The sequence below is a fragment of the Metabacillus sp. KH_069 genome (assembly GCF_057838075.1).
In genome coordinates this window covers 759,268-773,878 of sequence record NZ_CM174460.1, presented here as the reverse complement: position 1 = coordinate 773,878, position 14,611 = coordinate 759,268, and the positions used below count along the sequence as shown (strand labels likewise).

12 protein-coding genes are annotated in these 14,611 nt (G+C 42.4%); 2 read left to right on the top strand and 10 right to left on the bottom strand.

The features are described 5' to 3' along the window. Window positions 1-51: 51 nt before the first annotated feature. The 6 genes from AC3ISE_RS03985 to AC3ISE_RS03960 form a co-directional block, all read right to left on the bottom strand. On the bottom strand, window positions 52-342 hold the full coding sequence (locus tag AC3ISE_RS03985; protein ID WP_489223122.1) for a putative quinol monooxygenase: 291 nt from the start codon (window positions 340-342) through the stop codon (window positions 52-54). A gap of 15 nt (window positions 343-357) precedes the next feature. After that, a complete protein-coding gene (locus AC3ISE_RS03980; protein WP_489224261.1) occupies window positions 358-1,338 on the bottom strand; it encodes a zinc-binding dehydrogenase in 981 nt (326 codons plus the stop codon). 120 nt (window positions 1,339-1,458) lie between these two features. Then, on the bottom strand, window positions 1,459-2,121 hold the full coding sequence (locus AC3ISE_RS03975; RefSeq protein WP_489223121.1) for a type 1 glutamine amidotransferase domain-containing protein: 663 nt from the start codon (window positions 2,119-2,121) through the stop codon (window positions 1,459-1,461). Between the two features lie 314 nt (window positions 2,122-2,435). After that, window positions 2,436-4,964, bottom strand: coding sequence for a cyanophycinase (locus AC3ISE_RS03970; RefSeq protein WP_489223120.1), 2,529 nt, complete (start codon window positions 4,962-4,964; stop codon window positions 2,436-2,438). Window positions 4,965-5,018: 54 nt separating this feature from the next. Then, window positions 5,019-6,194: a beta-aspartyl-peptidase gene (gene iadA, locus AC3ISE_RS03965; RefSeq protein WP_489223119.1), complete on the bottom strand. Its 1,176-nt coding sequence runs from the start codon at window positions 6,192-6,194 to the stop codon at window positions 5,019-5,021. A gap of 38 nt (window positions 6,195-6,232) precedes the next feature. After that, a complete protein-coding gene (locus AC3ISE_RS03960; RefSeq protein WP_489223118.1) occupies window positions 6,233-7,651 on the bottom strand; it encodes a YfcC family protein in 1,419 nt (472 codons plus the stop codon). Between the two features lie 332 nt (window positions 7,652-7,983). On the opposite strand from AC3ISE_RS03960, the gene AC3ISE_RS03955 reads away from it, so the two are divergent. After that, a complete protein-coding gene (locus tag AC3ISE_RS03955) occupies window positions 7,984-10,002 on the top strand; it encodes a sigma 54-interacting transcriptional regulator (RefSeq protein WP_489223117.1) in 2,019 nt (672 codons plus the stop codon). Window positions 10,003-10,038: 36 nt separating this feature from the next. Here the strand turns inward: AC3ISE_RS03955 and AC3ISE_RS03950 are convergent, their stop codons facing one another. Continuing rightward, window positions 10,039-10,719, bottom strand: a complete 681-nt coding sequence (locus AC3ISE_RS03950) for a zinc metallopeptidase (RefSeq protein ID WP_489223116.1) — start codon at window positions 10,717-10,719, stop codon at window positions 10,039-10,041. Between the two features lie 133 nt (window positions 10,720-10,852). Between AC3ISE_RS03950 and AC3ISE_RS03945 the strand changes: the two genes are divergently transcribed. Next, the gene (locus AC3ISE_RS03945; protein ID WP_489223115.1) at window positions 10,853-11,260 is read left to right on the top strand and encodes a YkvA family protein; all 408 of its coding nucleotides are present in this window, start codon (window positions 10,853-10,855) and stop codon (window positions 11,258-11,260) included. A gap of 54 nt (window positions 11,261-11,314) precedes the next feature. Here AC3ISE_RS03945 and AC3ISE_RS03940 read toward each other — a convergent pair whose 3' ends face one another. The 3 genes from AC3ISE_RS03940 to putP form a co-directional block, all read right to left on the bottom strand. Next, on the bottom strand, window positions 11,315-11,641 hold the full coding sequence (locus AC3ISE_RS03940; RefSeq protein ID WP_489223114.1) for a YnfA family protein: 327 nt from the start codon (window positions 11,639-11,641) through the stop codon (window positions 11,315-11,317). Between the two features lie 28 nt (window positions 11,642-11,669). After that, window positions 11,670-12,890 carry a PucR family transcriptional regulator gene (locus AC3ISE_RS03935; RefSeq protein ID WP_489223113.1) on the bottom strand — a complete coding sequence of 407 codons (1,221 nt, stop codon included), beginning with the start codon at window positions 12,888-12,890 and terminating at the stop codon, window positions 11,670-11,672. A gap of 141 nt (window positions 12,891-13,031) precedes the next feature. After that, window positions 13,032-14,501 carry a sodium/proline symporter PutP gene (gene putP, locus AC3ISE_RS03930; protein WP_489223112.1) on the bottom strand — a complete coding sequence of 490 codons (1,470 nt, stop codon included), beginning with the start codon at window positions 14,499-14,501 and terminating at the stop codon, window positions 13,032-13,034. Window positions 14,502-14,611: the final 110 nt, after the last annotated feature.

Here is a 14,611-nt window from a genome sequence, read left to right as displayed (position 1 = left end):
AGTTCGAACAATAGAACACCGTCCATGAAGAACGGTGCTTTTCAAATAGAATTAAACAATTTTTCTCAATTTGAAAACTTGACGGCTTTCAATAAAATCGGACGTATTTTCCCGATATGTTTGATAATGCGTTGATTGGATGTGCTGCTGCAATGCATCCTCACTTTCCCACGTTTCATAAAAAACAAAGACTTCTTTTTCTTCAAGGGATTCATGAAGGGTATATTCGATGCAGCCTTCTTCAGCGCGGGACGGGGCAAGCACCTTCCCTAATTCAGTCCGCAAGGCATCTCCTTTTCCTTCTTTAGCTTTTAAAATAGCCGTGATTGTAATAGCTGGCATTTGCACATCTCCTTATTATTTGATTTTCGCAACAATTTTCCCTTTTACATGACGCTGTGAAAGTTCATCAAGTGTTTGCGGAACTTCTTCAAGCGAGATCACTCTTTCCAATAATGGAGAGACTTTTTTATCTGCTGCCATCAGAAGAAGCTCGTCGCCCATTTTTGCCAGGTCGCGTTCAGAGATTTCATCGTTATGATGGTGAATGGCATTCAGGGCAATTTCATGGAAAGAAATTACCTTGGTAAACGGCTTCACATGCGTATAGTCAGGTGCTCCTGCTATATGAGCAATGTGGCCGTTGTAGGCGATCATATCAAGAGATGCTGTCGCATTGTCTCTGCCGACCGTATCAAGAACAGCATCAACGCCTCGTCCGTTTGTCAGCTCCATTACTTTGTTTTTCACATCTTCTGACGAATAGTCAATCACATGATCCGCTCCAAGTGAGCGAACATACTCATGATTACGTTCAGAAGCGGTTGAAATAACTGTTTTCCCCGCTGCTTTTGCCAGCTGAACAGCAAAGCCGCCTACTCCGCCTGCTCCTCCGTGAATCAGGATTGTCTGGATTGCATTCATAGGAAGCTTGCGGAAAAGAGCCTGGTACGCTGTGTAGCCAGCTGTAGGAAGGGCAGCCGCTTCTTCAAATGAGAGGCTGTCAGGAATGCGGGAAATCGTATGAGCAGTTGTCACACCATATTCTGCATAAGCCCCTCTTTTATTGAAATCCCCGTGATACACAACACGGTCTCCTTTTTTCCATTCCGTTACACCTTCGCCAACCTCATGGATCGTCCCAGCTGCATCAAGTCCCAGAATGTGCGGGAATGACCAGTTGGGGTTTCCATTTGTTCCTGTTTTATAATCAACAGGATTTAATCCTGCCGCATGAATTTCAACGACCACCTCGCCTTTTTTCGGTGACGGTGTTTCCGTTTCTTCAATCTTCATTTGCTTCCATTCGTTTTTGCCGTTCAGCAATAATGCTTTCATGTTTTTCATTCTCTCCTTTTATCACTGCTTATTCATAAATAAGCTTCCCGCTATTTTTGAAATGAAACATTTTAAAAGACCTGTAAACCGCAGTTTACAGGCTTCTTCCACTCTATTAATTTAAGCTAAATGCTTAATGACTTCTTTAGCAACGCTGATTGTGGATTGAGGGTTTTGTCCGGTAATCAGGCGTCCATCAGCTTGAAGATGGTCTGTCCAATTTGCAGCGCCGACAAAGTCTGCACCAAGCTCGCGCATACGTGTTTCAAGCAGGAATGGCATGAAGCGGTCAAGCGTTGTTTCTCTTTCCTCTTCATCTGTGAAGGCAGTAACTGCTTTTCCTGCAACTAATGGAGTGCCATCAGAAAGTTTTACATTCACTAGACCAGCTGGTCCGTGGCAGACTGCTGCCACAATTTTGTCCGCTTCATATAGGTCGCGGATTAATTCCTGAAGCTTCACGTTATCCGGAAGATCGAACATCGTCCCGTGGCCTCCAGGAAGGAAGATGGCATCAAATGCAGATGCATCTTTCAGGTCATCAAGCTTCACAGTATTTTCAAGATGTTGAGCTGTATCAAGAATTTCCTGTGGTGTTTCTCCTTCTAAACTTCTTGCATCAACTGGCGCTTTGCCGCCATGCGGGCTTGCCACTGTTACGTCAAAGCCTGCATGTTTAAATTCCGCATAAGCTTCACCGAATTCAGAAAGCCATAGGCCTGTTGCGTGATCTTCGTTCATTTTGTCAGCCGTTGTCACGACCATTAATATATGTTTACTCATTTTTGAATTCCTCCTGAGTGTTTTGGTTTGTTTTACATTTTTTAGTTTAGACCTGTTTTATCTATAATACAAATTACATATTTTAAGATTTTGTATAAATATATTTATATATAACCTGCTGAATATTCCGCAACTCGACAGCTCAAATTCCCGTTTAAAACTTGTTAGCCTCCATAAAGAACGCTCTATTCGTATTTAAAACCATTAGTGGATCTACGATGCAGGAACGGACAACTTTTATAATCAAAAACAACTATCTATGCGAAAACAGCCTAAAAAAAGAACCAAACCGCATTCGGCTTGGTTCCCCGTTCTCACTTCACTTTTACAGACACAGGAGTAATATCAAGAACAGCATTAACTACTGAATAATCATCTTTGCCGCCATCTTTATAGCCCCAGAATCCATCCGTTTCCTTCGTTTTTCTGAATGTAAGTTCGACACCTTTTCCTTGGTCAAAAGCATAGCTCTTTATTTCTTTTTCACCGCTGTTGTCAACCAGGTTATAGGAGAGGAACTTGCTTAGTGTTCCGTGAGCAGTCAGAACGCCTGAGTGCGGTACTGCTTTGTAATCTCCGTACTCGTAGCCAACTGTACTGACTTTGTGGTCGCTGATGTCGAATTGTTTTGTTTGAAGATCAACGGAGTCACCCGCTGCAATTGTTGAAAGAAGAATGTTCTTATATTCACTCTGTGCTTTCGGATTTGTTTTAACTTTAGATAAATCAATAACGGTCACTCCTGCACGGCCGACTACTTCAATTTTCTTTTCAGCATTGCGGACGACCATGGCTGTATCTTCATCTATTCCATAAGAAAGCTGATTGCTTTCTCCTTTTTCATAAGCTGTCGCAATCAGTCTGCCAAGGCGGGCTTTGTTGTCAAAGTGCTGGTCGATGATGCCGTATTGGAAGAAACCAAGTCCGCGTTCAAGATAGCCTGGTCCGCCTTCTTGCTGCTGCATGCCGTCATATGTGTCAGTAAAGCCTTTTGCAAGAGTATCAAGGCTGCCGCCGCCTGCAAGCATGACATCGCTCATGATTGCTGCACCGGCACTTGTTCCGCCGAGAACTGCCCCGTTTTTATAAATGTCCCAGATCGCAGTTAAGGCTTTGGATTCTGTTTGATCTGAGTTAAAAAGAGCTTTCGTGATTTTCGTCTGGTCGCCGCCTACAAACCAGATGGCATCAAGCTCTTTTATGCTTGCAGATGCTTCTTCGCTGTTTTTGTTCTTTTCCCACTCTGCTGCATCATTTTCAGGAGTATCTTTGTAGTTTGTCGCTGAAATCGGCAGGATCTGAATATTTTCTTCTTTAACTCCGTATTCCACAAGATCATTTTTAAATGCATTGGATGAGTTCAACGATCCGCTCGCTGCCGGAACAATCCCAAACTTCGCGTCTGTTTTCCCTTCAGCAAGGTCAATAAAAGCTTTATATACGGCATCGTTTGTTGATCCAAGAGCACCGCCTGCAATTACAAGGTTGCCTTTAATGTCGCCGCGATCGGTTTCTTCAGGAATTTCAAAATTAGAAGGTTTATAGTCTTTGAATGCCTTATCATCTTTTTTGAACTTAATAGAAACCGGTGTAACATCCATTTTAACGTTTGTGATTGAGTAGTCATCTTTTTGGCCATCCTGATATCCCCAATAACCATTCGTTTCATCTGTTTTACTGAACGTTAAGGCAAAGCCTTTTCCTTTGCTGTCATATAAATAGCTTTTTACTGATTCGGTCGACGAGTTATCAATCAGCGAGTAAGAAAGATATGGTTTAAGTCTTCCGTAAGAGGTAAGGACTCCAGTCGCTTCAAGCGGTTTAAACGAATAATACTCGTAGCCTTTTGTTTCATCTTTCTCCGGATTCACCGAAAAAGCTTTAGTCTTCAAGTCAATTTTGTCACCAGGAGATAAGAAGCTGATCGAGACATTATTGACTGGGTGCAGCTTCTTGCTTGCAGGTTTTGCCTTACTGGCATCTACAACTGTGACACCGCCGCGGCCTGCAATTTCCGCGGTTTCCGACTTATTGTCAACGATTAAGGCTGTATCTTCATCAATCCCGTATGAATTAAACTTCGCTTTTTGCATTTCATATTTCACAGCTGCTGCTGCCAGCCGGCCCAATCTTGCTCTTTCATCGAAGTGCTGATCGACAATGCCGTATTGGAAAAAACCCAGTCCTTTTTCAATGTAAACAGGTGCATATTCTTTGTTCTCAGGTGCTTTATCCGCCTCTGTGAATTCACCTCTCAACCCTCCAAGGCTGTCGCCTCCTGTAATCATGACGTCACTCATGATCGCAGCCCCGGCGCTTGTCCCGCCCAGAACAGCCCCATCCCTGTAGATGTCCCAGATCGCATCTAGTGCTTTTGTATTTTTTCCTTTTCCATCAAAAAGAGTGTCCGTAATTTTCAGCTGATCTCCGCCGACGAACCAGACCGCTGATAGGTCTTCAATCTGATTGATGATCTCTTTTTCGCTTACGTTGTTTTTCCACTTGCTCTCATCAAAATCAGTATCACTGAAATCATGATTTGAGATTGGAAGAATATCTACATTTTCCGCTCTCACCCCGTATTTAACGAGGTCTGCTTTAAACTCATTAGAAGACTTCAACTTTCCGCTCGCAGTAGGAATAATCCCGATTCTGGCATTTTCCTTTCCGCCTGCGCGGTCAATAAAAGATTCATAGACTGCTTGATTGCTGCTCCCCAAAGACCCTCCTGCAATCACAAGACTGCCTTTAATTTCTTCCTTGCTGCCTGCTGCTGCAGCAGGCATGCTGAAACTTGATGCAAGCAGACAGGCTGCTGCAAGCATACTGATTGGTTTCTTCACTCCAATTCCCCCTCAAAATTAGATATTCTTCTGTTAAAGCAGACTGACATACATTTATGCTTCAAAGGTTCCCTTAATAGTTGCGATGCCTCCTTCAACCATTACTTTTCCCTTTGCCAAAACTGTGTCAATATCGAGTGTTTCTTTATCAAGCAAGACGAGATCCGCATCATTTCCTGCACGAATTTCCCCTTTTTTCTTCAGCTTTAATATGCGGGCTGGATTCGATGTAATGACTTGAAGAGCTGTCTCGAGAGAAACGCCCTCATCAAGAACAGATGAACGGACCTCTTCAAAAAGGGAAGATACTTTCCCAACTTGAAGCCCGGCAAAATCACCGTCTGAATTAAAATATGGAAGGCTTGCCTGACCATCAGATGAAAACGTAATTTGTGTAACTGGAATACCCCTTTCAAGCATCATGCGCAAGCCTCTGCTGCACTTTACTTCGCCCTCCTCTAGAAATTGAGGAATGGTGCTTGTGGTCATATCTACATAACCGCCAAGTTCCGCATATTTGATTCCCTCTTCAAACAGCTCAGCGTTTCGGTTAATATGGGTCGGGTGGAAGTGATGGATAGGGATGTCCGTTTTTTCTGCAATTTCAAATAAAAGATCAAGTTTGCGGTCACTATCGCCGACATGAATTTCAAGCACTCCGGCTTTCCCGGTAATCAAACCGCCATTTCTGGCGGCAGCTGCAATTTTGGCCAGCTCTTCAAACGTCGGTTCAGATGAACGGTGATCAGATATCGCAATTTCTCCAACACCGATGATCTTTTCAATAAAAATCAGATCCTCTTCAATTTTACCGGTCAGGGTTTTCACCGGAATCTGGTAAGACCCTGTATGAAGATAAGATGTGATGCCTTCTTCATCAAGTGCATGTGCTTTTGCAAGCAGACTCTCAATTCTTCTTGTTGTTCCGTCCGTTCCGAGTACACCTATAACGGTAGTAATCCCGGCAGTCGTAGCATCCGTCAAATTCAGCTCAGGGGTGCGTGTTTTAAAACCGCCTTCCCCGCCGCCGCCAATCAAGTGAACATGAGCATCAATAAAACCGGGCACTAATAGCTTGCCTGTTCCGTCGATCACCAGCACATCAAGTGATGCCGCATCCAAATCAATGCGGTCTTTGATATAGCCGATTTTATCTGCCGTAAGGAGCACGTCCTTTTTGCCTAAATAATGAGGCGCGTATACTTCTGTATTTTTTATAAGAGTAAGCAATGTTTGACCTCCTGTGTTTATCTATGATGACCAGTCTTTTAAAACGGCCCGTAATTCATCAAGTGAGCAATAACAACTGCTGCAAGTCCGATAAGATATTGAATGAAAACAAGCGGCAATACCCATTTAGCCCACTTCGTCCAAGGTATACCCGCGATTGCAAGACCTGCCATCAGTGTACCTGCTGTCGGGAAGATGATGTTTCCGATTCCATCTGCAAATGAGAAGGAAAGAACAGCTGTCTGACGAGTAATATCAAGCAAATCTGCAAGAGGCGTCATGATTGGCATTGTCAGCATCGCATGTCCGCTTCCTGAAGCAAGGATAAAATGGATTATAGCCTGGAAATTGTACATTCCGATTACACTCCAAAAAGCAGGAATATTCTCAAGCGCGCCTGAAACTCCGTAAAGCATAGGGTCAATAATATGCCCTTCATTTAACACGACCAGCGTCGCTCTTGATACCCCGATAATGAGTGCTCCGCCAATTAACAGGGAGGAACCTTCTACAAACGATTTCGCAATTTGATCTGCAGAAAGCCTGCCGATGATTCCGATGACAATCGTTAATACTACAAAAAGAGCAGCAATCTCAGTGATATACCATTGAAACTTTATGACTCCAAATGCAAGAATTACGTAATTCAGCAAAAAGGCGCCTAAAATCAATTTATGTTTTGTCTCTAATTTTTCATTTGAGTTCAACAGGACGTCCGCTTCTTCTCTACTGTATTTTCCAAAGAAGCCTTTTGATGGATCTTTCTTCACTTTCATTGCATGACGGTAAACAAAAATAACCGATACTGCATAAACAATGACGAATAATACTAGTCTGTACCCCATGCCGGAGAACATCGGAAGCTCAGCAATCCCCTGTGCCACCCCGACTGTAAATGGGTTCATGACAGCTGTTGTAAAACCTGCCGCAGCCCCAAGAATGACGATCGCCGTACCAGTCAGCACATCAAATCCCAATGCGAGCGCAAGCGGAATCAATAATGGAATATAAGCAAGTGTTTCCTCTGCCATCCCCATAAGAGATCCTCCGATAGCAAAAAACAGCATCATCGCAGGAATCAAAAGTTTTTCACGAGTTGCAAGCCTCTTAGCAAGCGTAGTAATCAATAGGTTAATCGTACCCGTTGCCGTTAACACTCCAAAAAATCCGCCGATGATCAAAACAAAGAAGATAATATTTGCAGCTTCTACCATCCCGGTATGAAGTGCTTTTACCATTCCAAACGGGCTGACCGGTGTTTGTTCAGCGGACTGAAACGTATCCGGATCAATTTCTGTTCTTCCGTCAACCTCTACCCTTGCATAATCTCCTGCAGGCAATACGTAAGTTAATAGTGTTGCAACAACCAATACACCGAGTAAAAGTGCAAAAACATTAATCTTGCGTTCTTTCTTTTCCTTCCCCTTTGGTTGATAAGCTGTTTCAGCTTGAGCCATTAGTTCTTCTCCCCTTTTTCATGTTTTCTTTAGATGGCAAACGACATCTCCCTTGGAAATGCCTCTCCTCACGGAAATAGTCATTTGCAAGTATATAATGCAATTTTTGTGCCAACACGAAATTAGGGGGTGGCTGTTTTAATTTATATCGTCCAGCTCACAGCTTGTCCTTTAATAAGTATAGTCCAAAAATAAAATTGACCCAACTTCAATATTCATCATAATGTATAAAGTATTATTATCTAAAATTTCTAATAATCATTGTCTTTTTGGTCTAAATTGGTTTGTTTTTATGATACTATATAACCAATAGAACCAAAAGGAGTGAGAACATGAAACCTTCCATTATTCTCCTGACAGGCGGTATGAAAACAAAGAAAACGCTTCACAACCAACTCAACCAGCTATTGGGAGATTATCTTTCCATTAAGAGCTATGCTGCGGATGATGGTCTTCCGACTGACCTTAAGGCAGACATTATTCTCTATTCCTCCGAATCCCTGAAAGAAGAACTCAGTCATTTAAGGAATATAGATGCAAAAATCCTAATAACCGGCCAGAGGACTGTTCATCACGAATACTTGGGCAAGCTGCTGAACCTTCCGGCGGGTTCAAACGTGCTTGTAGTAAATGATGAATACAACGTCACGATGGAACTGATTCAGTCCCTTTATCAGCTGGGAATTAACCACGTCCGTTTTATTCCGTTCAAGAAAAATCACTCTTATCAGGAAAATATAGATGCTGCGGTTTCACCCGGTGAAACCGAGCTTGTCCCTTCATATGTTCCGCTTATTTTGGATATTGGCGTCCGTCTCTTTGATATGACCACTATCCTGAAAATAGCTGATTACTGCAGCCTGCCTGAGAATGCCACCCTGCAAATCTCTGAAAGGTACATCCGCAGCATCATCGAGCTTCAGCAGAAACTGATGCTTGCCGAAAAACAGACAAAAGAGGTCTATCAGCACATTCAGAATGTAGTTAACACAGTGGACGATGGCATTTTAGCAATGAATGAAAGAAATGAGATTACCGTTTTTAATGAAAAACTTGAAGCGCTTTTTCAAGTTAAATCAGCAGAAATAATGAATTCCCCCATCCAGACTGCCAGTTTTGAGAAAGAAGTTGTGGAATTTATTATGGAAGGATCAGAAGAAAGTCATTTATTCACCATTAACGGGGTGGATGTCGTCGTATTCCGCTACTCAATGACAGGAGAACAAACAACTGTTGCTGTTTTTAAAAGTGTGCGCCAAGCCTTTGAAATTGAAAAAACAGCACAGCGAAAGCTAAAGGAAAAAGGATTTTATGCTAAATACAGCTTTGATGACATCATTTGTGAAAACTTAAAAATGAAAGAGCTTAAACAAATTGCAAAGAAGCTTGCATTATCTGAACACCCGATTTTAATTCAGGGAGAATCAGGAACCGGCAAAGAATTATTTGCCCATGCGATCCACCAGCATTCCTTGAGAAAGAACGGCCCATTTTTGCCGGTGAATTGCAGTGCCCTGTCAGAAAGCCTGCTTGAAAGCGAACTTTTCGGATATGAAGAGGGAACTTTTACCGGAGCACAGCGCGGCGGAAAGAAGGGATTGTTTGAACTTGCAGATAACGGCACCATTTTCCTTGATGAAATTGGGGATATCAGCCTCTCCATGCAGTCCAGGCTGCTTAGGGTTCTTCAGGAAAAGGAAATTAGAAGAATCGGAGGAACCAAAATTATTCCAATCAACGTAAGGATTATTTCAGCAACAAATAAAAGAATTGAGGAACAAATGAAAACTCAGACATTCAGAAATGATTTGTTTCATCGTTTAAACGTGCTGAATCTTTCCATCCCTTCTTTAAATCAGAGGAAAGAAGATATTCCGCTGCTGATTCACCACTTTGTTACGAAGAATGGAAAATGGCTGAAGGTCGATCCTATTCTGATGGAAAAGCTGACAGCAGCTGAATGGAACGGAAACATCAGAGAGCTTAAAAATGCAGTGGATTACATGATTACGGTTTGTGAAGGGGCCATCCTGACAATAAAAGATCTCCCTCATTCTTTTTCAGCAGCTCTGGAGACAGAACCGCCTCATCAAAACATGCTTGAACAATCAGAACATGACACCATCCTGCAGATTGTAAAAGAATGCAATGATACAGGAAAAGCTGCAAGCAGGGACTATATTTCAGAAAAAACAAAAGAACGGAGCATCCCGCTGCCATTGTCTCCGCAGCAGGTGAGAAGGCGTTTGGATGACCTTGAGGAAAAAGGAATGATTGTGAAACGAAAGGGGCGCGGAGGTACAAGAATAACAGAGAACGGCTTAAAGTATTTAGAGAGCGTTCTCCGCTAAAAACCGGACTCTTTATCATGTGAGTCCGGTTTTCCTTTATTCTCTGTTACCTGCAAAAATCATAATAAATTTCAGCAATTCAAACAGCGAAATTAAAGCAGCGGCTACATACGTGAGGGCAGCTGCCCCCAGCACTTTGTTCACTCCGCGCTCTTCTTCATTGCGGATGATGCCTTCTGCAATCATAAAGTCCTTCGCTCTTCTGCTTGCGTTAAATTCAACCGGAAGTGTGACAAGCTGAAAGGCAACTGCTGCGGAAAAGAAGATAATTCCGAGCCCGATCAGATTCAGCGAACCGAGCAAAAATCCTCCAATCAGCAAAAACGGAGCAATGCCGGAAGAAATACTGACAACTGGGAACATTTTATGCCTGAGCGTTAATGCACCGTACGCCTCTTTATGCTGAACCGCATGGCCTACTTCATGAGCTGCAACTGAAATAGCCGCAATGGACTGCCCGCCGTAAACAGGCTCAGACAGCCTGACTGTTTTCTTAGTCGGATCATAATGATCTGAAAGGGTGCCCCTTACAGGTTCAACGGGCACATGATGAAGTCCGTGATGATCAAGAATTCTGCGGGCAACCTCCATTCCAGTCAACCCGGAAGAAGCCTGAACTTTTGACCATTTATTAAAATTGCTTTTCACTTTAGCCTGAGCCCAAAGCGCAAGGCCAAATGCTGCAAAGACCAAAATATCCATGGGATGAAAAAACATACAGCGCCTCCTGAATCAGATTCTTACTGTTATATTTCCTCTAACAGCTTCTAATAAACAGAGAAGTGCTAACATGATGTGCCCGGAATGTAGTAAAATAATGGTATACTCCAATGGAAACGGATGTGAACACATGTCTTTAAAACAGGAACAAGATACCTTTCAAAAATTACAGGAAGCTGAAAAGCATTATTCAGAAACAAAATTCTGGGATAAATTAAAGAAATTCGGAAAAAAAGCGGGCTCCTCCGTGGTCTATGCCGTATTGCTTTTATATTTTACGCTGCAGAAACCTGAAGTGCCGAAAAAAACCAAAGCCATCATTATCGGGGCATTAGGCTATTTCATTTTGCCGCTCGATCTAATCCCGGACCTGGCAGCCGGAGTCGGCTACACCGACGATTTGGGTGCACTGGGTCTAGCGCTTCTGCAGGTAGCTATGTATATTGATGACGATATTAAAAATCAGGCGAAAGAAAAGCTGATAGAGTGGTTTGGCCAGTCAGTGGATACTTCTGATATTGATGCGAAAATTAAATAAACTAAAAAAAAATGTCTATTCCGCCAGGGATAGACATTTTACATTACTTCTATTTTATGACCTGGGAGCAAACAGCATAACCGAAACTCCAACCAGACAGATTACTGCGCCCGCCCAATCATAAATATCAGGCGTTTTACGGTCCACTCCCCATCCCCACAGAACGGAAAGAATAATAAATATACCGCCGTAAGCCGCATAGACCCTCCCAAAGGAAGAGAACGTCTGCATAGCTGCAATCATCCCATATAAAGCTAAAGAGATTCCGCCAAAAACACCCCAATAAACCGGCTTGCCTTCCCGGAGCCAAAGCCAAATTAAGTATCCTCCGCCAATTTCTGCGAGCCCTGCCAGCAGGAATAGTGAAATTGTATAAACCAACAGGTTCCCTCCTCATGCATCGATCTTTTTAGATTTCTTTCTTCATCAGCTGAAGGTCAATATACAATTGAATCCTTGTATGAAAATCATCGAAATCAATGGATGTGAGCTCATTGATCTGATTAATTCTGTATTTGAGCGTGTTAGTATGCACATACAGCTGCTCGGCAGTCGGCTTGATTTTACAGTTGTTGAACAAATAAATCTCAAGTGTATGAATCAGCTTTGTCTGGCTTTCTTCATCCTTCTTCTTCAATATTTCCAGGCTTTTATTGTTGTAGCCAGTTATACTGTGATGCTTTGATATAGTTTCGAGATAGCGGAATATCCCGAGTTTGCTGTAAGTAAAGGGAAGCTTTTCAGGAGAGCCGATAAACTTGGCTGCATTAATGACTTCCAGTGCTTCAAAGTACGATTTTCTCAACTGCAAAATGGAAGAATAAGCATTGCCGATTCCAGCATAAATTTTATGGCTGTCAAGTTGCGACAGGACGGTTGATGTCAGCTCTGATGCACTTGCTGCAAGCTGGTCAGCAACCTTTGCATTGCTCCCAATAATGACGATCACTTTCAGCTGATCTGTAAACACATGCGCAAAATGATTCAATGCGTTTGCAAATAAACGAACTGTTTCTGTCAGGTCATCAAGCTGTTCCTTTTCACTTTGAGAAACAGTGAAAAGGTTGACGATAAACGTTTCCGGGATGAGAATACTGTGATTTGCCGCTTCCCATTTGATTTGATTTTCCGTTTGAAAGACTTCACCGATAATCTTTTTATAAAACTCGTTTTTTTCTTCATTTTCTCTTAAGTTTATCTGATTTTTCTGATACAGAAGCTTCCCTATATGGCGGGATACTTCATGCAGAAAATCCAGCTCATTCTCTGTCATAGGCTCTGTCTCCTGAACCCAAATATAGCCAAAAACCTGATCTTTGTAGATGGCGCTTACAACAACCCGCTGATTTAAGCCGATTTCTTTTATCTGTTTTACCCGAAACGGATGAGTAATTGTTTTGAGCTGATCAACAATGCCTTCATCCATGAATTTCTCAAGAATGGGAATCGGCCAGTGCTTTGTAAAAATGGTCTGCTGATTGGCTTGATCGAAATGGCCTATGTAATAAGAGCTGTATGCCAGCAAAGAGAATTGATCATTTTCAATAACGACTGGTTTTTTTAAGTAAGTGCTGACCATATCTGTAATATCATTAATGTTTGTCAGTGTCAGAATTTTTTCGAGTAACATATATGGCCCTCCTGCTTGAAATATAAATGATGAAACTAATTATAATACTTTTATCAGCAGGAAGGGAATAGCATCTGCATTTGAAAGTCCTATGAGTTTAAGCCATTTAAAAAAGGACCGGGAATTCCCGGTCCTTGAAGCTTAGTCTTTTAAGATTCTTTCAAACTCTTCAAATTGAGTTTCTACTTCTCTTGAAGGCTGAGCAGTAAGCAGACTTACCACAATAATGGCAATCAAGCTTGCTGCAAAACCTGGGATCATTTCATAAAGAGTGTCTGACAATCCCGCCATCGACCAGAAGATAACCGTTGCGGCACCGACGATCATCCCTGCAAGTGCTCCCCACTTTGTCATTCTCTTCCAGAAGAGACTGAGCAGAATCAGCGGTCCAAAAGAAGAACCAAATCCAGCCCAGGCATAGCCGACAAGTCCAAGTATAGTGTCGTTTTTCTCCCAAGAAAGAATAAGGGCAATGACCGAGATAAGCAGAACGGATAATCTTCCTAAAAAGACCAGCTCTTTATCTGAAGCTGAACGTCTGAAGAACGTTTTGTATATATCCTCAGTTAAGGAACTTGCCGTTACAAGCAGCTGAGAAGAAATCGTGCTCATAACAGCAGCAAGAATAGCTGAAATCAAGAATCCTGTAATAAATGGGTGGAACAGCACTTCTCCTAAAACGATGAATACCGTCTCTGGATCATCAAGCTTCATGTCATTTTGAGAAAAATAAGTGATGCCGATGAATCCTGTCAGCATCGCACCGATACTTGAAAAGATCATCCATCCCATCCCGATATTGCGGGCTTTTTTGATTTCTTTTACAGAATTAATGGCCATAAAGCGGACAATGATATGCGGCTGGCCAAAATACCCAAGGCCCCATGCAAATAATGAAATAACTCCCAATAGGCTCGTTCCAGTAAAAATATTTAAAAGTGCCGGGTCAATTGAACGAGCTGTGTCAATAGAAGGCCCAAACCCTCCGACATGGATCAGTGTAACAATTGGTACGAGTATCAATGCAATAAACATGATGATTCCCTGAACAAAATCGGTCCAGCTTACCGCCAGGAATCCGCCAAACAATGTATAGGCTACTACAACGCCGGTTAAAATCCATAATCCAGTATGATAATCAAGGCCAAATGTGCTTTGGAATAAAACACCGCCTGATACCATTCCTGATGAAACATAAAAAGTAAAGAATATTAAGATAACTAAAGCTGAAATAAGTCTCAGAATCCGTGATTCATCAGCAAAGCGATTTTCAAGGAATGCCGGAATCGTGATGGAATTATTCGCTACTTCTGTATACGTTCTTAATCTGGGAGCAACATAAAGCCAGTTGGCATAAGCACCAAGCGTTAAACCGATGACAATCCACATGGAACTGAGTCCTGTCGCAAACATAGCGCCCGGCAGTCCCATCAAAAGCCATCCGCTCATATCTGCCGCACCGGCGCTTAACGCCGTAACAGCTGGTCCGAGTCCGCGGTCTCCAAGCATGTAATCATTTAAATTAGACGTTCGTTTGTAAGCAAAATACCCGATCAGGAGCATGCCTGCCATGTAAATGCCTATGGATGTAATCAATGCGTAGTCAATCATAGATGAACCCCTTTCCCGCCAAATACTCTCTATTTTTATAGCTGCTAATTTCACCAATTGCTGCAGAAAACCGCCTTTTGAGCGAAATTAGCTTTTAAAAAGAGGAAGCA